The organism is Kineosporia sp. R_H_3, from assembly GCF_002198675.1.
Classification (GTDB): Bacteria; Actinomycetota; Actinomycetes; order Actinomycetales; family Kineosporiaceae; genus R-H-3.
The window spans coordinates 40213-62858 of record NZ_MWLL01000197.1 but is presented as its reverse complement, the minus strand read 5'-3'; the positions used below and the strand labels follow the sequence as shown (position 1 = coordinate 62858).

At 70.7% G+C, this 22646-nt stretch carries 16 protein-coding genes; 9 read left to right on the top strand and 7 right to left on the bottom strand.

Annotated elements, in window-relative coordinates:
* Nucleotides 1–128: 128 nt before the first annotated feature.
* From ECOMGDLI_RS24550 to ECOMGDLI_RS24520, 7 genes are all read right to left on the bottom strand, one after another.
* Nucleotides 129–4346 carry an AAA family ATPase gene (locus ECOMGDLI_RS24550; protein WP_088319482.1) on the bottom strand — a complete coding sequence of 1406 codons (4218 nt, stop codon included), beginning with the start codon at nt 4344–4346 and terminating at the stop codon, nt 129–131.
* A 15-nt stretch (nt 4347–4361) separates the two neighbouring features.
* Nucleotides 4362–5096 (bottom strand): hypothetical protein, encoded by a 735-nt coding sequence (locus ECOMGDLI_RS24545; protein ID WP_088319481.1) that lies wholly within the window; start codon nt 5094–5096, stop codon nt 4362–4364.
* Between the two features lie 13 nt (nt 5097–5109).
* Nucleotides 5110–6594: a serine/threonine-protein kinase gene (locus ECOMGDLI_RS24540; protein ID WP_088319480.1), complete on the bottom strand. Its 1485-nt coding sequence runs from the start codon at nt 6592–6594 to the stop codon at nt 5110–5112.
* A 47-nt stretch (nt 6595–6641) separates the two neighbouring features.
* Complete coding sequence (locus tag ECOMGDLI_RS24535; RefSeq protein WP_143447902.1) at nt 6642–7739, bottom strand: PIN domain-containing protein; 1098 nt, start codon at nt 7737–7739, stop codon at nt 6642–6644.
* 495 nt (nt 7740–8234) lie between these two features.
* Nucleotides 8235–8597, bottom strand: coding sequence for a hypothetical protein (locus tag ECOMGDLI_RS36980; protein ID WP_369812787.1), 363 nt, complete (start codon nt 8595–8597; stop codon nt 8235–8237).
* 71 nt (nt 8598–8668) lie between these two features.
* Nucleotides 8669–10777 carry a GNAT family N-acetyltransferase gene (locus ECOMGDLI_RS24525; protein ID WP_158221140.1) on the bottom strand — a complete coding sequence of 703 codons (2109 nt, stop codon included), beginning with the start codon at nt 10775–10777 and terminating at the stop codon, nt 8669–8671.
* A 188-nt stretch (nt 10778–10965) separates the two neighbouring features.
* Nucleotides 10966–12648, bottom strand: a complete 1683-nt coding sequence (locus tag ECOMGDLI_RS24520; protein ID WP_198955152.1) for a hypothetical protein — start codon at nt 12646–12648, stop codon at nt 10966–10968.
* A 162-nt stretch (nt 12649–12810) separates the two neighbouring features.
* Here ECOMGDLI_RS24520 and ECOMGDLI_RS24515 point away from each other — a divergent pair, with 162 nt between their 5' ends.
* The 9 genes from ECOMGDLI_RS24515 (at nt 12811) to ECOMGDLI_RS24480 (ending at nt 22639) form a co-directional block, all read left to right on the top strand.
* Nucleotides 12811–13188 (top strand): hypothetical protein, encoded by a 378-nt coding sequence (locus ECOMGDLI_RS24515; protein ID WP_143447900.1) that lies wholly within the window; start codon nt 12811–12813, stop codon nt 13186–13188.
* A 291-nt stretch (nt 13189–13479) separates the two neighbouring features.
* Entirely contained in the window at nt 13480–15159 is a 1680-nt protein-coding gene (locus ECOMGDLI_RS24510; protein WP_233153616.1) for a ParB N-terminal domain-containing protein, read from the top strand.
* A 505-nt stretch (nt 15160–15664) separates the two neighbouring features.
* Nucleotides 15665–16000, top strand: a complete 336-nt coding sequence (mobC, locus tag ECOMGDLI_RS34865) for a plasmid mobilization relaxosome protein MobC (RefSeq protein WP_088319474.1) — start codon at nt 15665–15667, stop codon at nt 15998–16000.
* Nucleotides 15997–17532 (top strand): relaxase, encoded by a 1536-nt coding sequence (locus ECOMGDLI_RS24500; RefSeq protein ID WP_143447898.1) that lies wholly within the window; start codon nt 15997–15999, stop codon nt 17530–17532. Before mobC ends, ECOMGDLI_RS24500 begins: the two co-directional genes overlap by 4 nt.
* A 23-nt stretch (nt 17533–17555) precedes the next feature.
* The gene (locus ECOMGDLI_RS24495) at nt 17556–17975 is read left to right on the top strand and encodes a hypothetical protein (RefSeq protein ID WP_088319472.1); all 420 of its coding nucleotides are present in this window, start codon (nt 17556–17558) and stop codon (nt 17973–17975) included.
* Nucleotides 17972–19381 carry a hypothetical protein gene (locus ECOMGDLI_RS24490; protein ID WP_088319471.1) on the top strand — a complete coding sequence of 470 codons (1410 nt, stop codon included), beginning with the start codon at nt 17972–17974 and terminating at the stop codon, nt 19379–19381. Before ECOMGDLI_RS24495 ends, ECOMGDLI_RS24490 begins: the two co-directional genes overlap by 4 nt.
* On the top strand, nt 19378–20184 hold the full coding sequence (locus tag ECOMGDLI_RS24485) for a hypothetical protein (RefSeq protein ID WP_088319470.1): 807 nt from the start codon (nt 19378–19380) through the stop codon (nt 20182–20184). The genes ECOMGDLI_RS24490 and ECOMGDLI_RS24485 overlap by 4 nt, the downstream gene beginning before the upstream one ends.
* Nucleotides 20181–20351: a hypothetical protein gene (locus ECOMGDLI_RS34860; RefSeq protein WP_158221139.1), complete on the top strand. Its 171-nt coding sequence runs from the start codon at nt 20181–20183 to the stop codon at nt 20349–20351. Before ECOMGDLI_RS24485 ends, ECOMGDLI_RS34860 begins: the two co-directional genes overlap by 4 nt.
* On the top strand, nt 20351–22639 hold the full coding sequence (locus tag ECOMGDLI_RS24480; protein WP_088319469.1) for a toprim domain-containing protein: 2289 nt from the start codon (nt 20351–20353) through the stop codon (nt 22637–22639). Before ECOMGDLI_RS34860 ends, ECOMGDLI_RS24480 begins: the two co-directional genes overlap by 1 nt.
* Nucleotides 22640–22646 lie beyond the last annotated feature (7 nt).

Sequence of the window (22646 nt, the reverse complement as noted above, 5' to 3'; positions counted from 1 at the left end):
GATGGCCGCTCACGTCATGATCGACACGCGGCCCACGACCTCACCCGAACTCCACCACGCCAGGGGACGTGACCCGTTCGAGGCGCAGCCGTTCCCGTTACCAGACCTCCGACGAGGCAACGGTGCCCCTATGCCTCCAGCTCTCGCTGGATCTCGGTAGCGTGCGTAGATCCCTGCGCTGCCAGGTCGTCCAGGAGCTGTCGCAGAGCTGGCCGGTGTGCCTCAAGCCCCTCGGGGTGTTCCACGAGCACGAGGTGCAGCCACCCCGTGACGTATCGGCTCTCTTGGAGCATCCGGGCAGGGTTGTCACCCAGCGTCCGCAGAATCAGGCCAACACCTTCGGCTGAGATGGCGTGGCCGAATGCCCCCAGACACTGCATGAGCCGGTCCGCAAGGCTCGGCCTGGGGGCGAACGCCTCCATCCAGCGCACAAGGCCCCGAACCCACTCTTCCAGTGGCCACGGCGCCACTTTCGGTCGCTTCGGTAGGAGAGCCTTGTCGAGGTCAGCTTCGTCACGCCAGTACGACCGCTCTTCGCCTGGCGCAGGCACATGCCGGGCTCCGGGTAGCAGCCGATCGAGAACGGTGGGCCAGACATCAAACAGCCGCGTGCTTTGCTCAGGCGAGATCGCACGGTCTGCCAGCGCGGTGAGGAGCCCCGTGAGCTGCTCCGGCACCGTGGCGAAACGGCTGAGGTAGAGCTTCAGCAGCTCATCGTCGCCATCCAGCACCTGCTGCGCAACCCATGCGTCCAGCTCACCCCGCCAAACTCCGGAGCCGTGGTAGCGGTGACGGGCCCACTCATCAGGCCAGGCCCGCACATCGTGCTTGATGAGCGTGGCGAGCGTTTCGCGTGCCGCCTCCCCGTGCTCGCAGTCGCAAGCCGCCGCCAACTTCAAACCGGGCAGGGCGTCCACTGCCGCCGATACGTCGAATATGAGGTCCCGCAGCTGGAGGGCGGCGTCGAGCGGCTCCGACAGCCGCACCCGGGGCCGCTCGACGCCGTTCCACGGACCAATGCCTGCGCTCATGAGCCACTCGCGGTAGACCGCTATGGCCGTGACGTGGTTGACCTGGCGCGCCTCATCGCCGTCACAGCCCTGCGCCCACACATTCGCCAGGCCGTTCCAGAGACGCTCGTGCACCTCCCGCGAGGTGCTCGTTGCCAGCCCCTCGATGGCCGTTGACACGTCGGTGCGGTTGGCGCCGCTGGCTACCAGCAGATCGTCGTCGAGCAGGATCAGGGGGAGGGCGGTGGCGACTGAACGGTCCGCGCCCATGTCCCAGCTCATGTCGCGGCCAGACCGGTAGCTCTCCGGCTCTGGCTTCGTCTCGTTCGCGATCGAGATGAGCGCGCCGGTGGCTTCGGGCAGCAGTGCCAGCGCAGCGTCATCGCCAGCCGCAGCCCGCACCACCACCGCAGCTGCAGCAATCGCCCTGGCGTCCTCCTCGGTGTAGAGGACTTCCGCTCCCGGCGTCTCCGCAATCGCCGTCAGCAGCTCCTGAACCTGGGCGTAGAGCTGCGCCGCCGGTGGCTCGGTGGACTCCCCGTCGCGAAGCTTTAGGGCCCTGAACATCGCGTTGCTCGCGGAGAGGCTCAGTGTGGCCGCCCGCCCGCCACCGCGATCGAGCTGCTCCTGGACGTCCTCCGGCACGTCGACCGAGATCTCAACCATGCCCGGCTGCTCGGTCGACGGGGTCTGGCGGTACGACGCAGCGTCGAACATGAGGGCCCGGCGGCGCGCGACCGGCAGATCGTCGTCGGGGTCCGGATCGCCCAGCGCCTCGCGGGACCTTTCGAGCAGCCGGTCGCCAGCGGCCTTGAGCGCTGCCTTGCGCTCGTCGTCGCCCGTGAGCACAAGCCACATCACGATCTGTTCTGGGCGGATACGCAGGGCCTCGAGGTCCTCGGTCGCTCGAAACATGCCGCCCTCGCCGACGATGCGCCCCGCCTCCAGGTTCCACACACTGGGGTGCTCAAGGAACGAATCCAGGATGCTCCCGGCGGCTGGCAGATCAGGCACCAGCAACGAGTACGCCACCGCCGGAAAGGCCACGCTCGTCCCGGCCCCCAGCACCTCGTCGAGGACGTCGGCCAGGGTCCTGGTCGAAAGTTGCTCCTTCGCCCAGACGCGCAGCGCCATGAGCGCCGACATCGCGGCGTACGCTCCGTTGCCAGACATGCGGTACCAGCCCCAGGAGGTTCCGGGTCCGGTATAGGTCACGGCCTCGTTCCAGTGCGGCAGTTGGAGCGGAAGCTCGACCTCGTCCGGCGGGTCACCGAACGACTGCTCGACCTGGATCCGCGCGGCGGAGGCCGCATCCACGACGGCACCCACCAGCCTGAGGCCGTGCTCGCGTGAGGCCGCTAGGAGCACCGCGAACGGCCCCCGGTCGGGCCCCGCCAGCCCAAACCCCAGTCGGCTCGACGTGTGGTGGGAGTGCTCCCGTACGCCGTCCTCAGCTTCATAACCAGACAGCCCGTGGCGGATGCTTCCGGGGATGCCGCTGGGCCGCGCGGGCCGGCGCGGCGGGAACGCCGGGTCGAGCGTCAGCGGAAGATCCAGATAGAAGCTCCCGGCGACCTCAAGCAAGAGCGCGGGATTGTCCCGAGCCAGCGCCGCCGCTACCTCAGGGTCCTCGGCGACCACGTCGAGGTCGTGTCCGCGAGCCTGGTCCAGCAGCGTGCGGCCCTCGGTCGTGAGGTATCCACCGAGCAGCCCCACCACTGCCAGGGCGGCCTCATACCGGTCGCCATATGAGTCGTCCGCTGCCCAGGTGGCGACGGCAGCACTCAAAACGGCGGGATCGGGGATGAAGGTGACAACCTGGCGCCCGTTGATCTCCACACTCACAAGCCAGCGATGAATGAGCTGTGTGGCAACGACGGTGAGCCGCTCCGGGATCTGGTCAGACAGCGTGCCCAGGAGCTTCACCACCGGCGCCGCCAGCACGTCGTCAATCTCAAGCCTGGCGCCGCCCGGCTCAAGCCGGGACGTCGTGGCGTACCGGCCGGTCACGTCGATGAGCTTGCCGAGGCCCGCGCCATCGTCGGCCAAGAGGTCGGGCGTCAAGACCGTCAGTACGTCATCGGGGCTACCGATCGAGACGAGCGCTTCAAACGGCACCTCATCCCAGCGGCTGCCGTCCCTGGCCGATAGGTCGCGGCAAAGACCGAGCGCCTCCGCCCACACCCGGCGAACCTCGCCTTCGTCTCCTGCTGCTTCGGCGAGCTGGCGCTGTAAGGCCAGCCGCACCGCCCGGATCAGTGAGCGCGGGGCGGCAGCAGCCGCCAAGAGCGCCGGGCCGTCGTCGTCAGCCAGCCGCATGGCGGTCGCATAGTCCGCCAGCACATCGTGGGCGAAGCGGTACGTCGAACTCTTGCGCCGCAGGATGTCGTCGCTCACGAGGCCCCCGACGGCCGACCCCTCCACCCCGACGAGGCGGCTGCTGCCGGTGCCAGCGATGACCGCCTCGGCCAGCGTGCTCCAGGCCACGTCACGGTCGTGTGCCGAACCTTGCCCAGGCAGAGCGCCGTCGCTGCGCCGCACGACCTTCTCATGAACCACCGTGATGATGTCCTCCTCGCCGAGAGCCTCATCCGCCCCAGGAGCAGCCTGGGAACGGACCATGAGGTCGACGAGGTAGGGCCGGCGCAGCAGCCGCTTGCTCCGGGGGTGGCGAAGGAGTGGTGCCAGAGCCGGGAAGGCAGCGCTGACCTCTTCCACCTCAGGATCAGACAGCTCCTCCAGTTGCACGTGAGTCTTCAGCCGGTCCCCGAGCCGCTGGGTGAGCGGCCCGGCTGCGTCCGCCCGGCTGGTGATGACGACTGTCCAAGGCGGTGAGTTGGCACCGTCGGAGGGTGCGGCCTCCAGCAAGGATTCCAGGAGCCGTCCCGCATCGGTAAGCGTGTGCTCGGCCCCGTCGATGAGGAGAACACACGGGCCGGTCGTCGGCGCGGCGGCTAGCACGGTCCTGAGGTGCGAGACACCCAGCTCCTGCTGGACGGTCGCCAGCGTGTCGCCGCTACGGGTAGTGAGGCTGATGGCGACGACCGTGGCGCCGTCGCCGAGGCCCTGCACCGCCCGCCGCGCCAAGACCGACTTTCCGACACCGGCCGCGCCAGACGCCAGCACGATGCCGCCCGCCTGGATGGCCTCGCCGAGCGCGTGAGCCGCCGCCGCTCGTTCCAGCCGGAGCGTCCCGCCCATTTGGTCAACGGTGCGAGCGAGCTCCTGGCGGGAGGCGTCGAGGACGCGGTCCAGCTCTATCCGGTGCCGTGGATCCGTCGTCAGGGGTATGCCGCGGGCAAGCAGGGTCGCGCGCAGCATGGGGGCGTCGATCACACCTGCGTTCGGACCTCACTCCTCGGCCAGCGTGCGCAGCGTGGCGAACGCCTGCTGGGCCGTAGGCCCTCCGGCAGGCAGGAGGGCCGCAAGGCGGCTCGTGGCCTCCAGAACGTCTCGTCCGTCGCCCTCGGCCTCAAAGATCCAGACGCGCAGGTACTTCAGGAACCGGTACGTCAGCTCAACAAGCGCATCGTCCTCAATGGTCACGCCGCGGTCAGCACAAACCTGGGCGACGGCCTCCCGAACGGACGTAAACCGGCTGCGTACATCCGCGTCGGTGGCACCAGGCAGCAGGACGCCCAGGAAGGTCTCCGGCGTGGGGTGGGAGCGAGCCAGCTTCGTCAGTCGCTTGAGTTCGCTGAGCGGGCCGGTCGGCGCCGAAGCCCCCAGACCCAGTTGCAGACTGCCGTTGGCCAGCGCCTTGGCCTGCTTGTCCATGGTCTCAAGGCACTGGGCCAGCGCATCGCAGAACGCAGTGTTGGACTTGGTCGGAGACGCGGTGCGCTTGATCTGGAAGTCGATCCCGACCTCGCCCGAACTTGAGCGCGACCGGACGACGAGGTCATCAAGGGTGTTGCCGGCCACGCGCCGCTGCATCCCGATGGACGTCGGCGAGCCAGCAAGACCGGGAAGCAGGTCACCGGTGAGAAGCCGCGTCAGGGCCACTGCTCCGAGCGTGTACTCCTCGATAGTCCCGGCTCCGCCGGTGGCCTCGGGCGAAACCTGATGCTGCGGCAGTTCGGTCACTGTTTGCGGCTCCTCATCGTCGCCACACCTGGGGGACAGGCACTTCCGGCATCGTGCCGGGCTGGCTCCAGCCGCCGGCCGACGCGTCGCTCAGCCAGCCTGCCCAACGGCTGATGAAGTCAGACAGGTCCTCGCCGGTCAACCGGGTGAACGGCCACGCCAGCTGCATCACATCCATGCCGGGCGAGAGTGCGCCTGCCGACTCCGGCCCCGGTCTGAGCGCGAACGGCGCGACGGACGACGAGCGAGCCATCAGTGGATGGTGCATGAACGCCAGCTCGTACCAGCCGAAGCGCCCCTCCTCGATGGCATCGCAATACCACAGCGCGTGGCTGCGCCCCTCGTAGCCGTAGCGGTTCGCCGGGATGGCCAGGCGGATGGAGACATATGCGACGACATCGAAGGATGGATGGCCGGGCAGTCCCCACAGCTCGGCGGAGGTCGCCGACGGGGCCGTCACCTCAAGCGATGCGGTCCCAAGGCGAAGGGTCCATTGCCCGTTCCTCGAGCCCACGGCAGGAGTCGAGGCCGCGGATGGTGCTGCCTCCTCGAGCGCGTCGCGGACGGTGCCGGAGATCCCGGTGAAGTTCTGACGAGCGGCGTCGTACAGACGGGCCCGGCGCTCCGTCGACGACACCTCCTGCGAGGCCCGGCGATCTGCGTCGGCCCGGTCGCCTACCTGCTTGTGGTGTGCGGCCTGTAGCTTGGCTAGCCCGGGGGCCGCCGCAGGCACGAGAACTCCCGTCAGCCGTCGCGCCAAGTCGGTGGCACTCGGCCGCGCTTCGGCTTGCTTGTATAGGCACTCCTCAACGAGGGCGGCCAAGGTGACCGGGACGTTCCGGAGTGGAGTCGGAGCCTCGTGCAAGTGTTGCTCGCGCAGGTCGTGGACATCGGGGCCAGCAAACGGTCGGCACCCCGCCAGCAGTTCGTAGGCGATCACACCGAACGCGTACACGTCAGTGGCGCTTGTCGCTCGCTCGTCACGCCACTGCTCAGGGGCGGCGTAGGCCGGCGTCTTGGCGAACTTGCGGGTGTCGGGCGCTGTGGTCGCCTGGGCGAACCGTGAGATGCCGAAGTCGGCCAGGCACCAGTGGCCGCCGAGCAGCAGCACGTTCTCTGGCTTGAGGTCCCGATGCACCGCGCGGCCCGACAAGTCACCGAGCGCCTGAGCGATGTCTGTGAGCACCGCGACCGCCAGTCCGGTGCTGAGAGCTGCGCCCGTCTGGTCGAGCACATCCCGCAGTGACTTCTCGGCCCTTGGCATCACGATGACCCAGGCATCGTCGGTCTCGCCCTGGTCGATCACCGGGACGACGTTGCGCGTCGCCCCCAGGTCTACGAACAGCAGCTCGCGTTGTGCCCCGGGGAGCTTTCGTACCAGCTTGAGCGCTGCCTCCGCACCTTCGCAGGTGGCCGCGAATACGTCGCCGAAGCCACCGCCTCCAAGGCGCTCGCCGATCTTCCAGAGCCTGCCCAGTTGTAGCGTCGTTCTTTGCATCAAGATCCTTCCCTCAGGCTCGCGGCGACGCGGCCATCCCGCCCGGCTCACTCCATGACGTCGCAGTCGACGCCGCGCCCGATTTGGTACCGCCGGCCGGGCAGGCGTTGGAACGACGGATGGCCAGCGATGGCCCGCTCAATGCCAGCCGCCGAGATTCGCTCAAGAGAGCCTGGAGCCAGCGCGTCGCGCAGCTCGCCGGTGGTCATGGGGTCCCCGCTCCGGGCGAGGTACCGCGCGCAGCGCTCCACGAGACTCTCCGTCCGCCACGGCGGATCTTCGACGCCGGCAAGCGATGCTCGTAGCTCAGCCTGCTCAGCCAGGTCTTCCATGATCCGCCGCCAGTGCGGGGCGAGTGCCTCGCGGGCATCGCCGATGAACGCGCGAACACCAGCTCGTAGCTCCCAAGTCCGCCATGCCAAGAGCAAGGCCCCGGCACCAACGAACGGGAGAGCCCAGGGCAACCGCTGGCCAAGCCGCACGAGACCCGCACCGCCGGCCCACAAGATGCGGCCGGTCATGATGCTCATGAAGACCCGCTCGATCTGCTCACCCTCCAGCTGGGCCGCCCGGCGCAGCACGCCCGCTGTCACGGTCCAGTCCTCGTCATCGTTCGCGTAGCCGAGCCGGTGAAACACGGCGTCGCGTGCGACCACCTGCGCAGGCGCTAGGAACGCGGCCAGGGCGAGGGTCGGCCAGTCGTCCAGGTCACCTCGCCGAGGATCGCGGATGGTGGCGATCTCGGGTCGCAGATACTCCCCGATCGGCAGCTCGACCACGCGTAGGAGCGGGGAGATCTTGTGCTCCCACACCTCAAAGGCAGCTACGGGGTCAGTGCCCTGCGTGCGAGCGATCCGGGGGAGGTGCTCAGCGATCTCGGCGGGCACGTGGTCTGCGATGAAACACGGCACGCGCCCCGTCTGCACCAGCCGCGTCACGAGCGACTCGTGGCCCGAGCTCGCCTCGAAGCACGCGGCGTTCGCCAGGGCGTTCGTGTCAAGCACCGCCACCAGCTGCTCCTGGCCGGGCGTGGTCGACAAACCAGGGCGCTGTCTCAGCGAGATCACCGGCGGTCGGCGCGGCAGGGGAGGAACCCTCGGCTCATCGATGCGCGCAACCGCTTGAGCCCGGTCCTCATGGTTCATGTGCTCCAGCGTGGCACGGGACTCCGACAACGCCGGCCCCGTGCGTTTCACCGGGCAGTACGTGCGGCTCGCAGGGGGGGCACGTTCGCTGACCACCAACGGCCGGTGTGCGGTGAGCTCTGGCTAGACCGCAACGAGGACGGCGGGGTCCTCCGGGAGATCCAGGGTTCAGTGCGGCCCGGCTCGGACCGCACAGGAGGCCCGACCAGCCGGGCCGGGCCGCCGTCCGCGGCCGGCTGCCAGCCCGGCCGGGTGAACCACCCGGTGAGCAGGTGCAGCCAGTCCAGGTCCATCACCGCAGGCAGCCCCGCCCGGGTTAGGGCCTCAGGGATGTCGACCCACCCATGGACCCGGCCGTCCGCCAACACCCGGTGCAGCGGCTCCAAACCGGGCGGCAGGCCCCGCCGTGCGGACCCAGGACCGGGCCAGCGAGCGGCCGCCGTCAGCCGGCGGCGGACCGAACTGAACCGTCGACCCACAGTTCGAGTGGCAGTCCTACCGCTGTGCAGCCACGAGTTCCAGGAGCGGTGTGGGATCGCTTGCGTGGATGTACCGGAAACTCTGGGGTGGACGAAACGGTGCCTGATCTTGGAGGTCGCCCAAGTACAGCGGACGATCCAGTCTGTTGACTCGCTCGAGCAATAGCAGATGGGCGAGGTCAACTCCATCCAGATAGTCCCGCAGTTCAATGTGCGTGATGCCCATCCGACGGGAGTGCCGGCGCCAAGCCTCTCGCGGAGGCAGTACTTGGACGTCGGCCAGGCGAGCTGTGCCGACAACGGCCCTAACTGGTGAACTTGCATAGAGGATCACTGTCGTTCCCGGAGATGCGTTGACCGTCCGCCGGCGTACCTCCACGGACTTCGTCCCGTCCAAGATCGACGACGCGAATCGTGGACGGAGAGACAACAGCAGTGTTCGCACGGAACTCACCCCGACTCTCCAAGGTTGTATAGGTCCGCGAAGAGTCGCGGTTCCAGCCGAAGCGGGCCCGGCGGGGGCTGCCAGGTTCGGCCATGCCTCGCGAACGCCGTCGCCAGTGTGTGGTGCGTCAGGCCCGACGAGAAGATCTTGGTATTAGAGAAGCGAAGCGCCTGCACGGCGCCATTGTGCTCGGCGTCCTTGACCTGGCTGAGCGTCCATACGCCGAGGTGACGGTAGCGACTGTGAAGATCCTCGGCTTGGCCGTCCGTGGCGACGTCCAGTTGGGAGCAGCCGATCACGGCTGACGGCTCTGGGGCGTGGTTGGTGCCCTGGCTCATGTACCAGAGGATCCGCGCAGGATGCCGGATGGGAGTGCCACCCGTTCGGCGGTAATAGACGTGCTCGCGCTGCAGGCCGAGATCATCATTCCGGGGTAGCAGGCCTCTCGGCACCCCAAGGAGGTCACTCGAGAACCGCTGCTGGATGGGCACAAGGTAGCAGGGAAGCTCAGCGTCGATGATCTTGACGGGCCACCACACTCGCTCGAGCTCGGCAGCTGCGGTCGCGGTCAGGCCGGGGCGGAGGAGAGGAGGCTCGGGGATGCCCGCGGTGCGAGCCGCCTCGATTGCCTCTCGCTCGACGACGTCGGCGCTGTCGACGACGGGAAGTGTCAGAGCGCACAGGTGTCCCGCCGACTCGACGAAGCCGTCATTCAGCGCGGCAATTCTGACCATGCGCGGAAGGTGAGGATCGGCGATCATGATCACACGCGCACCTGCGCCATGTGCGCGCTGACGAAGCTGAAAGAGCAACTGACGCGCGAGCGTCTCGCCTTCCGGGCGAGAGGCGACCCGCAGGAAGCGAACGAAAAGCTGTCGATCGTCCACCTCGACCGCATACGCTGCCGCAACGCCACCGTCGGAACCGAAGATTCCGACGTGCTCCACGGACTCCAGCACAAGTGAGTTCACCAACCCCCTCCACTCCTGTCGGCGTTCGCCCTCGTTGGTGTTCATGAGTGCGTCGAGCCGGGCCCGGTCTTCTACCCTGAGGCGGCGCACCTCCCAACTGGTGCCCTGGAGGTCTACCGGCCTGTATGCCTCTGCGTTGGCTAGTTCGTCAAGGCGGACCATAGCTTCGACCGGTGACAAGATCTGCAGCCCGTGCAGGCTTGCAGCCTCGCCAAGCGTCCGGCGCAGGTCTTGGTCCCGAGTGATCAATACATTCAGGCTGGCGGCCGCCGCCTCCACGACGTGTCGCAGGTCGTGCCGGTCCTGGGGCGACTCCGGGTACCCAAGCGTCCGCCTCCGCGCCGCCGCAAGCAGGTCGTCGCGGATTGTCAACGTCCGATCGCTCTGTGTTGGCACGTGCGTGAGTGTCGTCGCGGCCTCAAGGCATGCTCGCCGCAGGGCTCCTTGAGTGGCGTCCAGTTCGGCGTCCAGGCCCGCGGTACGGACGAGTTCCAATCGCCCCACGTACTCGTCGCCGAGGAGTGCCCGTGATTCCAGCGAGCCGGGCCTGCTGGGGTCAACGAGGTCCCGCAGGACGTTGAGGTCTATCGCTGCACGAACCAGTACCGAGTCCGGCGCAGTAAACAGGTTCGGATGATTGTGGTCCCTCCACCAATCGACGATTGGACTGGCGTCACGACCTCGCCCGGGTCGTTCGCCTCGGGCCGTGAAGCCCAAGCCGATCCATACCGCGCCGATGTCGTAATCGCGGCGGCATCTGGCGGAGATCCCAAGGAGTTCCGCATGGCGGCTGCTGATCTCCTCGACCATCAAGCGTGCGACGCCCTTGCCCCGTGCGGACGGAGCGACGCACAGGTGAACCAAGCGAACACGACCCTTGGCCAACTGATAGAGGGCGTAGCCGATCAAGGACTCGGATTTTCGAGCGAGGAGCAGCGTCCCGCCAGCTGCGCACTCGCGGTACACGGCAAAGGGCAGCTGGCCGATCGTCAACTTGCATGTGTTGCCGAGTTCAATTGCCGCCTGGATACCCTCGGCGTCGGTCGCCCGAGCAAGCTCAAGCGATATCGGAGAAGTCGCAGACTCGTCGAGCATCGCCACAGTGTTACCCACCGGCGCAGTCGCTTGTTGCTTTTCGGTCACCTGGCTCCATTTGCTCAAGAGTTTGGCGGTGCCGGCATCGCTGCTCTTGTTGGGTCCTGCGTCCCTCGTACCCACAGACGAATATCCCGCCCGGGAGGGGCGCCAAGACGGTCAGCCACACGCGGCGCTCAGCCGCGTCACGCTGCACGCCAATGCCTCGCCGGCGCAACACATCCGAACGGGGGCAGTCAGGTGAAGGCACTGGGCAGTGGACGGACCACCGCCGGCGCCGGCGCGTAAGACGACCAGGCCGCCGCGTCGGACGCCGTTCGCCTGGGCATGGGATGGCTCGATGCTGTTGCACGGTCGATGCCTGCAGGCACCGGTTCGCGGGCGGCAGGCGCGAGGGCGGCCGCAGGTTCGTGGGCGCCGCCGGGGTCCTCGGACTCAGTGCGCTCGACGTCACTCCACGCGTCGGACCCTGTGGGTTCTTCGGAACCCGTGAGTTCGATGTCGTCGTCGTGCGCAGCCCGGCTCGCGGGCTCGGCGGATGCCTCCCGCGACGGCGCGACGGCCGGCGCCTCGTGCCCGGCGGGTTCGGGGTCGTCCTGGGACGAGAGGCCGGCCGAGATCAGGGCAGTGCGCACGCCTGCGTCGTCGGTCTCGGGGTCGTCGCGCAGCCGTGGTGGGGGCGCGGTCCAGGAGCGCAGGTGCTGGACGACCTCCTCGTAGAAGGTGTCGACGCCGTCGATGACGGAGTCGATGAAGGCGCCGCGTCCGGTGCCGCGTTTGGCGCCGAGCGGGGTGATCTGGGTGAGCCGGAACGCGCGTAGTTCGCGGGTGGGGTCGGTGATGAGCAGGTCTGGGTTGTCGCGGACGGTGCGTAGGAGCTCGGCGGTGCCGGGGCCGCGGGAGTGCATGGTGAACGCTTCGACGCGCAGGGTGTCGGTGGCCTTCTCGAGCTGGCGCAGCAGCCAGGTCACGCGGGTCTTGGGGCGGCCTTGCTTGGGGGCGTCGAGCTCGCAGGAGCAGTGGATCTGGTTGGCGCGCAGGTCGGCGGTGATGGTGATGGTCGCCGTGGCTCCGGGGATCCGGATCCCGCCGGCGAGGGTGCCGTGGGCGGACAGGGTCTGGACCAGGGCCTGGCTGCGCAGAGCAGGGTCAGCGAGCTCCTTGCGGGTCAGAGCCGGCTGGACGTCGGCGCCGAGGCGTTGCCCGAGCCGTAGCCCGGCGTAGCGCAGGAGCGCGTCGAACTTGGAGGCGACGTCCTGGATGCCCTTGTCTCCGGCGCGCAGGGTGCCGGCGTGGACGGCTTCTCGGACGGGGACCCAGGAGGCGCCCATGTCTTCGAAGGACATGGCGCCGGAGCGGGGGTGCTCGAGGTAGCGGATCAGCTCGCCGAGGATCCAGGCCTGGTCGGGGTCGGCGACGCCGCGGAACTCCTTCTGCATGACGGCCTCGGCGAGGACCTCGACCCAGGGCAGGTGGTGCAGTGCGACCTTCCGGAGCTTGCGACGGTCGACGATCGTCGGGTGTTGCCCGCGGACGGCGGGGACCTCGTTGGAGATGGTGATGACGGCGTCGTAGCCCTGCTCGCGGGCGATGTCGAGGTAGTTCTCCAGCTGCTCGGCGGCGAGGGTGTTGGTGCCGGTCTTCACCTCGACGAGCGCGGTCCAGGACCGCTGACCCCGGCTGACACGGACCAGTCCGTCCGGGTAGAGGCGCTTGTCGCCGAGGGTGAACGGCACCTCGATGTACGTCTCGACCGTGCCGGCCGGTGCCCCGAGCGGCGCCACGATGGCCCGGCCGAACTCCTTCACCGCGGACAGCACCGCAAGCAGCGCGGACGTGGCGCGTCGCTCTTGCTCCTCGGCGCCGTTGATCCCGGACGTCGGGATCAGGCGAGCGGCGTTCCAGGACTCTTCGGCCACGACTACCCCCTAGACGATCGTCACTTGACGTTATCGAGTGACTACCGTGAAGTGGGGAATGTCCGAGATTCTCGTCGCGTCCCGGGGTCTGAACGTGGAAGAGCGGCCGCCCGTCGACACCGGATACTCGTACGTATGTTCGAAGCATGGCATCCTGGGACGGTGGCTGAGAACCGTGCTATCGACGCCGGTCGGCCGGCGTTCCTGTCCGGCGACCCCACCGCGGCGCCTGCTCGTCAGGCGCCCGTGCCCACGTCTGGCAGCCGGCGCGACCTGGGTGGAAGCCACTTCCTGGAGCAGCAGCGCCGGTTGCGCATCGCGCGGGGGGCCAAGCCAGCCGCGAAGCCGGTCGCCAAGCACTGCTGGATCGACGAGGACCCGCGCTGGCCGGGCCGATGGCCTGCGCTGCTCCTGGCCTGGGTCCGCGACGAGAACGACGCCTCTGGTGGCTGGGCCGGGAGAGTCGCGTTCGTGCCAGGTCCGCAGGTCGAGCTGGTCGTTGCGCTCGTCCCAGCCACCTACCTCACCGCGGAGGCCTGACCTCAGCCGCTGTCGAACCACGGGCATCCGAACGGGTGGGTTCAGAGCCAACGGCAGGCGGAGCCGGCTGCGCCGGCGCAGTGCTTGTCGTTGTCGCTCCCTCCGGCCATGCCAGTCTGCGCCTGGTCACGGCGCTCCGCGCAAGGGCCGAGCCTCGCTGCGCTCGGTCGCCTTCGGCGAGCCCTTGCACTCCGGCCGCACCCACGCGCTGACAGCCCTGCCCGGAGGGAGCGAGATCAGCCAGCCCACGGCGCTGGCGGCTCACCACCGGGCGGGAAGCAGGTTCTCGTCATGGTCACCAAGCGCACCACTGCCCGGACCTCTCGCCGTGCATCGGCGGCAGCCGCGTCGGATACGGTCGCTCCCGCCGACGCCGCTATCGATAGTGATGTCCCGTCTGGCGCCAGCGAGGTTTCGATCGTGCGGGTCGAGATGGTCGATCCGGCCACGCTGCTCGTCGATGTGAACGTCCGGCTCGAAGCCCGCCTCGACGCCGACTTCGTCGCGTCTGTCCGTGACCTCGGCGTGCTGGTGCCGGTCGTCGCCGTCCGGACCGCCGAGGGGCAGTTGCGAGTGAGGTTCGGGCACCGGCGAACTTTGGCTGCCGTCCAGAACTCCTTGCCCACGATCCCCGTCGTTGTCGCCGGGGACGAGGCCGGCGAGGACGACGCGGCTGGGCAGGTCGCCAGGCTGCTGGGGCAGTGGGCCGAGAACGAGCACCGGGCGGGGCTGACGACTGCCGAGCGTGTCGGGGTGGTCTCCCAGCTCGCGGCGTTCGGGGTGACGCCCGCGCAGATCGCCAAGCGGACGAGGCTTGCTCGTCGTGACGTCGACGCCGCCCTGATCGTCGCCAAGGACGATCTCGCGGCTGCCGCGACCGTGCGGTACGACTTCCTCGACCTGCTGCAGGCGAGCGTCGTCGCGGAGATGTCCGACGACACCGACGCGGTCAAGGCTCTCGTCGCCGCCGCCAGGACCGGGCAGTTCGACCACGTCGCGCAGCGTCTTCGTGACACCCGCAGCGAGCGCCGCGCCCGCGACGCCGCTGCTGACGTACTCCGTACCGCCGGGGTCCAGGTCATCGACCGACCTGAGTACGGCACCAAGGCCACCCGGCTCGGCAACCTCACCGATGTGCCCGACACCCCGGACACAGACCGGGCGACGAGGCCGGCGCTCACCGTGGAGTCCCACGCCGACTGCCCCGGCCACGCCGCGTACCTCACTGAGACATGGGTCCACACCGACCGGCCCGCCGCCGGAACCCGGGTCAGCGCTGTCGAGGGCGACTTAGGTGAGGAGAGCGACTCGGCCGGGGAGGATAGTGAGGTCGAGATCGCTGACGTGGACGGAGACTCGGATGGCGACTCCGATGACGACTCGGACGACGACGACTCGGACGACGGCCGCTGGGAGTGGACGCCGGTCTACGTCTGCACCGACCCGACCGGCAACGGCCACCACCCGCTGTACGGGACGATCAACAGCAGCAAGCCGACGACTGCCGAGATGACCGACGAGCAGCGCGAGGCCGCCCGCGCCGAGCGCCGGGACGTCATCGAGTCGAACAAGGCGTGGGACAGCGCAGAGATTGTCCGGCGTGACTGGCTGCGAGGGTTCCTCGCGAGGAAGACCCCTCCGAAGGGCACTGCGGCGTTCGTCGCCGTCGCTCTCGCCCAGGACGTGGCGCTAGTCGCTGACTCCAAGGCCAACCACCTCGCGGCCGACCTGCTCGCGCTGCCGGCGACCACCGCTTACGGCCGACATGGCGGCCTGGTCGAAGCGGCGGGTCAGGCGGCCGAGCCGCGCGCGACGGTGATCGCGCTCGCGCAGGTGCTCGCCGGATACGAGGCGGCCATGGACCGCACCGCCTGGCGCAACCCGCGCGCCACATCCACACGCTACCTGACCTTCCTCGCCGGCAACGGGTACACCCTCAGCCAGGTCGAGGAGCGCGCCCGCCTCACCTGACCGAGTGTTGACGACAGAGCCGCCGGACCTAGGGTCCGGCGGCTCTGTCGTGTTCAGACACGCACCGTCCGGCCAAGAACTTCCTGACACGTGACGGAGCCCCGGCGGACGAACACGGTTGGCTTGTGTGTGCCCGGCGAGAACACACCACAACAGGAATCGTTGCCTACCAACGGTTCTGGTGACCACCTGCATAGCGTCGAACCGTGAGCAGCTCCAGCATCCGCCGTGGCCCTCGGGTGAGCGCGGACCCCTGCGTCCCTCCCGGCTCGCCCGCGCGCCAGAAGGCGCGCACCTCGCGCATCGGATGCGAGCCCTCGGGGCAAAGCTGGGCTGCGGGAGCAAGATATGCGTCTGGTCCCCAGACGCGGCCGACCGGGCGCGGTCGGCAGGCAGCCGCTGCGGCGGCGGCCTGTGGGGGAGCGCGATGACCGCGCAGCCGCTGCCGGCCCGTCGCCGCTGCGGTCGGGACCGTGTGCACCATCAGCCGGGTCGCCCTCGGCAGATGAAGCTGCGCTACAGCGAGGCGGAGCTCGCTGACATCGCCGCGGCCGCGCGCCGGGCCGGGCTGACGCCGTCCGGCTTCGCAGCCGACGCTGCGCTTGCTGCGGCCCGTGGCACTCAGCCGCCGGCCAGTGAGCCCTGGCGTGAGGCCCTCACTGAGGTGATGGCGGCCCGCGCGCAGGTGCGCCGGTTCGGCAGCAACGTCAACCAGGCTGTCCGGGCGCTTCACACGACCGGCCAGGCGCCCGACGCGCTGGTCCGCGCTGTTGCGCTGGCGGCCAACGCGGTGGCCGAGCTCGACGAGGCCGCCACGAGCTTGGCGCGGAGGCTGCGGTGATCGGCAAGGTTATGCGCGGCCGCAGGGTCGGCGGGCTGCTCCGGTACCTGTACGGACCGGGCAAGGCGAACGAGCACGTCGAACCGCACCTGGTCGCGTCGTGGGACGACAACCCGGCCGGCCTCGAGCCGGCCACGGACGCCGACGGACGGCTCGACGTCAGGACACTGTCGCGGCTGCTCGAGCAGCCGCTGTCCGCTGCCGTCCGGCCACCGGACCGGCCGGTGTGGCACTGCGCCGTCCGGACGGCGCCGTCCGACCGGCGGCTGTCCGACGAGGAGTGGCGCGTGGTGGCGCGCGACATCGTGGCGCGCACCGGCCTGGCACCGGACGGCGACGATGGCGGCTGTCGCTGGGTGGCTGTCCGGCACGCCGACGACCACATCCACCTGGTCGTCACCCTGGCGCGACAGGACAGCGCGCCGGCCCGGACGAGCAACGACTTCTACCGGGTCGGCGAGGCGTGCCGCGCGGCCGAAGCACAGCTCGGGCTGACGCGGACGGCGCCCCGGGACCGGACCGCGCCGCACCGTCCGACGCGCGCCGAGACCGAGAAGGCCGTCCGGTCCGGACGGCGGGAGCCGGCTCGGGTGACGCTGCAGCGGGAGGTCCGGACGGCGGCCGCCGGCGCCGCGACGGCCGACGAGTTCCTCAGCCGGCTGGCCGACGCCGGGCTGCTCGTGCGGCCACGGTTTAGCGACCACGACGCGGACGTCGTGACCGGCTACTCCGTCGCCCTGCCCGGCGACCGGACCGGCGACGGACGGTCAGTCTGGTTCGGTGGCGGCCGGCTGGCCGCCGACCTGTCGTGGCCGAAGCTGGCGCGCCGCTGGGCAGTCGGACACGACGGCGGCCATGCCTTCGGACACACGACCGGCCGTCTGGCCGGACCGCGCACCGGACGACGTGTCCGCCTGACAGGCCAGGAACGTGCCAGTGTCTGGCGCGACGCGGCCACGGCGGCGGCCGGCGCGGCACACGAGGTGCGACGGCTGTCCGCGACCGACCCGGCCGCCGCGTCGGACATCGCGTACGCCGCCGGCCGCGCGCTGGCCGCCACCGCCCGCGTCGTCGAGGGCCGCACTGGCGGCCCGCTGACCGCAGCGGCTGACCAGTACGACCGCGCCGCCCGCGAGCTGCATGGCCGGATCCCTGCCGCGACGCCGACTGGGACCGGGCTGCGCGCCGTCGCGCGGCTCGTCGCCCTCACCGGCCGCGCCGCCCGCGACGAGACGACCCAGGTCCTTGCCCTGATCGCCAACCTCGCCGACCTGGCCGACGCGGTCGCCGAGCTGCGCGCCGTCCAGCAGCGCACGGCCCAGTCGGCGGCAGCCCGCGGCGCGGCCGACCAGTTGGCCGCCGTCCCCGCCGCCGCCTCTGTGGCAGCCCGGGCCGCCGCTCGCGGCCGAGGACCGGCCACGACAGCGACACCAAGCGGCCTCGTCCACAGCCCGGCTGTCCGCGGCCCTGTCCACAGACCCGGCCTTCAGCCGGGCCGCCCCCAGCCGCCCCGACGCAGAGTCCAGCCCTGACCCGACAACGGAGGAGAACCCCCATGACCGGACAGCACTACCGAGCCGCCGCCACTTGCCCGCCGCCCGAGGCACCGGGGTCCACCGCCTGGCCGCGGCCCGTCGCGGACGCCGTCCCGACGCCGCTGATCCCGATGACGTCCGTCCCGCCGTCGATCGACGCAGCCCGCCGCGTCCTGGCCGCGGCGCTGGACAGCGACCTGCCGGCGGACTGCATCGACGCCGACCGTTTCACCGTCGCAGAGGCACTCGCCGTCCTGGACGACGTCACCCCGCCCTACCCGCCGGTGCCGCTCCAGACGCCGATCGACGCCCGTGCCGCACGACGGCAGGCCCTCGGCCACCTCGAGACCGCCCTCGACGAGGTGTCGTCCGTGCGGGACCTCACCCGGATCGGGCTCGCAGCGATCGTGCTGCGCCGCGGCGGGGGAGTGGTCGTATGACCTTCCAGGCCGAGCTCGGTGCCGCGGCACAGGGCCTGGCCCGTCTGGCACTGCACGGCACCTCGGCCCTGACCGACGCCGAGCTCGACCTCGCCCTCTACGCCAGGGCCACGGTCATCGACGTCGCTCGCCGGATGTGCCGCGACGTCACCGGGATCGCTCCGACGCTCCTGGAGCCGCGGCTCGCCGACCTCGAGGCCCACCCGGTCCAGGCGCTCTACCGGGCACTGCGCACCCACCAGCCCATCCCGGCGGACACCGCGCCGTCCGACGTCCTGACCATCAACTCGCCCAACCCCGCGGGCCGGCTGTGGAAGGACGTCGCCCGGCACTCGCTACAGGCGCACCACCTGTGGCAGACCGGCACCCTCGGCAGAACAGCCCCGGACGTCGCGTGGGCCGCTATCGGGGACGTCGCAGCCTTGGCGGGAGTGGTCGCCGAACTCGACTCCGAGCTCGCGGCAGCCGCCGGCGCGCTGCCCGGACGGGCACGACAGGCCGAGAAGCTCGCCAAGGCCGTCACCTCCGGGCTGCGGACGGCGGCCCGCGAGGTGGCCGTCCTCGCCGACTCCGGGCCCGTGGCCGCCACAGGCCCGGAGCCGCAGTCCGCACCGCGGCGTGAGGTCGTCCCAGTGCTCAGCGCGGAGCACGCCATCCGGGCCCAGCAGCAGCTCGCCTCGCTGCTGCGCTCGGCGACCCATCTGCGCCCCGAACGCGTCGCGCTCATCACCCTCGGCCACCAGCGCACCTTCGCGGCTGTCATGGAGTCCTGGCGACAGACCGGAGTGACCGTCGACCCCGACCTGAAGGGCGCCGTCCGACATCACCTGGGGCTGCTGACCCAGGCCACCGGTCGGCGGTGGCGAGCGGCGTCACTGGACGGCGGCGACCCGTACCCGCTGCACCAGGCCCATCTGCTCCGGCAGGAGCTCCAAGCAGGCCGCCCGATCCTGCGCGGGCTGCTCGCCGACGCGACGCTGACCGGCCGACTCGTCGAGGCACTCGCAGACACGAGCAGCGCACTCGCCGAGACGACCGATGCTCACCTGCGCGGGCACGCCTGGCTCCGGCCGATCGCGGACGCCGGCGGGCTCGTCTGGGTGCCGGCGAAATCCTGGGACGACGTCCCACGTGCCACGCAGGCGCTGCGGGCGGCCGGGGTCCACGCCGCCGTGCTGCGGGGCGCGACCGTCTCGCGGGCGGAGGCGTACGAGCGGCTCGTCGGCTCGCCGGCGCCTGGGCACACGCCGGTGGCGCCGCGACAGGCCCGAGGTGCTCGGCACGCGCTCGCGCCGGCGCCTCACGTGCCGTTGCTCCCGCAGACCACCGCGGGCCGTCCGCTGCGCCCCGGCATCCCGCCGCGTCCTGCCGCGGCCACCTACGTCACGAGGCGGACCCGGCGATGAATGGCCACTCCGACCAGCACCCGGACCCGGGCGGGGAGGCCGCCGCCCGCGCTGCTCAGCTCGCGGCGATGGTCGTCAGTGTCGCCGAGGCCGCCGCGCGGCTTCGGGCGCACCGGCAGAGCGCGGCGCACGCTGCGGCGGAACAGGACGCGTCCGCCCGCCGCGCTGTCGCGGCGGCCGAGGCCGCGTCGGCCCGCATCGTCTACGGCGCAGCACTCGACGACGCCTGGCGACGGCAGGCCTCGACGAGCGAGCTGCTCGACTCCTGGTCCGCGGCAGGCGACTACGCCGCCTCAGACCCGTTGGCCAGGCTCACCACCGAGCGCGTCGAAGAGCGACTGCGGCAGCTGCACCCGGAGGCGATGGCCGCCTTCGACGCGACCCGCGCCGCCGGCTTCCCACCCGAAGACTGCCTCGACGTCGCAGCGTTCCTCTGGAGAGGCGAGTACGGGCTCGACCCGATCGGCACCCCGGTCGCACGCCGACTCGCGGACTTCGAACGAGGCCGGGCCGCGGCCGAGCGCGGCACGGACGACGTGCTGGCCACCGCCGGCGTCGACGAGGCCACCGCAGGCCTCGCGGCGTCCGCCGGCTCCGACGGCCGCGCCGCCCGCTACGGCGCAGCCGGCCATCTCCCGGCGGGCAACGACCCACTCGTCGTCGTCGGCCAGGCCTTCCCGGTCGACATCCATACCGCCATGGCCACTGCGCCACGAGCAGCCAAGGAACGGCTCGCGCTCGTCGCAGCCCCGCAGCACCGACAGCTCACCGCCACCCCCCACATCCCGAGGAGTGCTCGATGACCGCACCGCGCCCGCAGACCTCGCCCACACCCGCCGTCGACGTCATGGCAGTCCTCGCCGTGATGCAGGACCAGCTCGACGACCTTGCCGCCACTGTCGCCGCGCAGCAGACGACCATCGAGCGGCCCTCCGCCGCTCTCGCGCGGGCCCCGCGGAGGGACGGCTGATGTCCGGCCGCTACCGCCGTCCGACCACACCCGAGGAGAAGGCCCGAGCGGACGAGGCGCGGACGGCGAAGCTCGAGGCCCTCCACACACGGCTCGCCGAGCAGGTCGCCGCACTGCGGACGGGGGAGGACTGGACCCGCTGGCTCGCCACCGCCGCCCGGTTCCACGACTACTCCTTCGGCAACACCATACTCATCCTCGCCCAGTGCCCCGAGGCCACCGCCGTCGCCGGCTACGAAGCGTGGAAGGCCCTCGGCCGGCAGGTCGACAAGGGCGAGAAGGGCATCGCGATCCTCGCGCCCGTCGTCCGAAGGGCAGCGGTTGACCCGGGTGCCGATGAGTCGCGCCCCGATCAGTCCGAGGCTGATGCGCCCGGGCAGAACGCCTCCACCTCGGCGCGGCGCGTGACCGGGTTCCGCGCCGCCTACGTCTGGGACGTGGGCCAGACGAGTGGAGCACCGGTGCCGCAGGAACCGGCCCCGCAGTTGCTCCGCGGACAGGCTCCCGACGGGTTGTGGAAAGAACTGGCCGGTGCGGTCACCGCCGCCGGGTACACCGTCGAACGCGGACCATGCGGCGGAGCGAACGGGGTGACGATCCCGGCGACCCGCACCGTCCGGGTCCGCGACGACGTCGACGACGCCCAGGCCGTGAAGACCCTCGCCCACGAGCTCGGGCACGTCCTGCTGCACACGGACGCCGGCACGGACGGCGACCCGGTGGCCGCGGTGCCATGCCGCGGGGTCGTCGAGGTCGAGGCGGAGTCCGTCGCCTACCTCGTCAGTGCCGTCCACGGACTCGACAGCGGCGCCTACACGTTCCCGTACGTCGCGCACTGGGCCGAGGGTGTTGCCGGACGGGTCGCCGAGGACGTCGTCCGGACGACGGGGGAGCGCGTCCTCGGCGCCGCCCGGAAGATCCTCGCCGCCACAGCGCAGCCTGAGCCTGAAAGCGCGGAACAGCTCGAAGAGCTGGCCGAGCGGACGGCGACCGCCCAGACGGCGACCGCCGCACTTCGAGCGCGGGCGAAGGACACGCAGCGACGTGAGAGTGCCATCAACGCCCGCGACCAGCGCCCTCCTTCCCGGACGAGGGGTAGGGCCACGACGGGTGGGGTCCGTTCCACTCCGCCCCGCAGGGAGCCGACCAGGTCGTCGGACGAGGTCACGCGTGCGGAGCTTTTGGAGGTGCACCGACTCGCCCAGGCCTTCCACCGCGAGGACCTCGCCACCGCCTGGGTCCCCGACTACCTAACCGGCCGCTCGCTGTCGGCCGCCCTCGACGACCCGTGGTCCGCCGGGTACGCGCCGGCTACCTGGCATGCGCTCACCGATCGGCTGCGCGAGAGCGGACTGGACGACGCCGTTCTGCTCGCCTCCGGGCTCGCCGCCGTGAACCGCAACGGCCGGCTCATCGACCGGTTCCGCGACCGCCTCATGCTCCCGATGCGAGACCCGGCCGGCGCCGTCGTCGGCTTCATCGGCCGCGCCCACCCGGACGCCGACCCCGAACGTGTCCCCCGCTACGTCAACAGCCCTCAGACGCCGATCTACCGCAAGTCCGACCTGCTCTACGGACTAGCCGAGGCCCGCCCCGCTCTGGCCCGTGGCGCCCGTCCGACCATCGTCGAAGGGCCTCTCGACGCGATCGCCGTCAGCAGCGGCACCGACGGGCGCTGCGCAGGCCTGGCCGCCTGCGGCACAGCGCTCACCGCGGCCCACGTCGACGCCCTCGCGGTCACGGTCGACCTGCGCGCGAGCGGTCTCGTCGTGGCGATGGACGCCGACGACGCCGGCCTCACCTCGGCCCGATCCGCACTCGAACTGTTCAGCCCGCGCCGAATCTCGCCCACCGCGGCCCTGCTGCCCACCGGCAGCGACCCCGCGTCCGTGCTCCACGACCAAGGCCCGGCCGAGCTCACCGCCTCGCTCCTCGACCGTGCCGAACCCCTGGCCGACCGTGTCATCGACGCCGAGATCGCCGCGGCCGCCCCACGGCTCGACTGGCTAGAGGGCCGACTCCACATGGCCAGGGAGCTCGCACCTCTGGTCGCCTCCCTGCCCCTGGACGACATCGGCCGCCAAGCCGCCCGGATTGCCCAGCGCCTCGACCTCAGCATCGGCGTCGTCCAACGCGAGATCGTGCCGTTCATCGGCCTCGAACGCCCGCCTCCAACGCGCTCCGTGGGCATGACCCGAGACGCCGCCCGGCGAGGCACGGGTACCGGCCCTGCGCGGGCTCCCGCACCGCCCCGGCCCCATACGTCGAACAGTCGCCGCAGCCGCTGACCAAGGA

Coding starts and splice junctions, on each gene's coding strand:
- ECOMGDLI_RS24540 (WP_088319480.1), bottom strand. CDS start 6,594: ATGCAAAGAACGACGCTACAACTGGGCAGGCTCTGGAAGATCGGCGAG.
- ECOMGDLI_RS24535 (WP_143447902.1), bottom strand. CDS start 7,739: ATGAACCATGAGGACCGGGCTCAAGCGGTTGCGCGCATCGATGAGCCG.
- ECOMGDLI_RS24510 (WP_233153616.1), top strand. CDS start 13,480: ATGGTCACCAAGCGCACCACTGCCCGGACCTCTCGCCGTGCATCGGCG.
- mobC (WP_088319474.1), top strand. CDS start 15,665: ATGAAGCTGCGCTACAGCGAGGCGGAGCTCGCTGACATCGCCGCGGCC.
- ECOMGDLI_RS24495 (WP_088319472.1), top strand. CDS start 17,556: ATGACCGGACAGCACTACCGAGCCGCCGCCACTTGCCCGCCGCCCGAG.
- ECOMGDLI_RS24490 (WP_088319471.1), top strand. CDS start 17,972: ATGACCTTCCAGGCCGAGCTCGGTGCCGCGGCACAGGGCCTGGCCCGT.
- ECOMGDLI_RS24485 (WP_088319470.1), top strand. CDS start 19,378: ATGAATGGCCACTCCGACCAGCACCCGGACCCGGGCGGGGAGGCCGCC.
- ECOMGDLI_RS34860 (WP_158221139.1), top strand. CDS start 20,181: ATGACCGCACCGCGCCCGCAGACCTCGCCCACACCCGCCGTCGACGTC.
- ECOMGDLI_RS24480 (WP_088319469.1), top strand. CDS start 20,351: ATGTCCGGCCGCTACCGCCGTCCGACCACACCCGAGGAGAAGGCCCGA.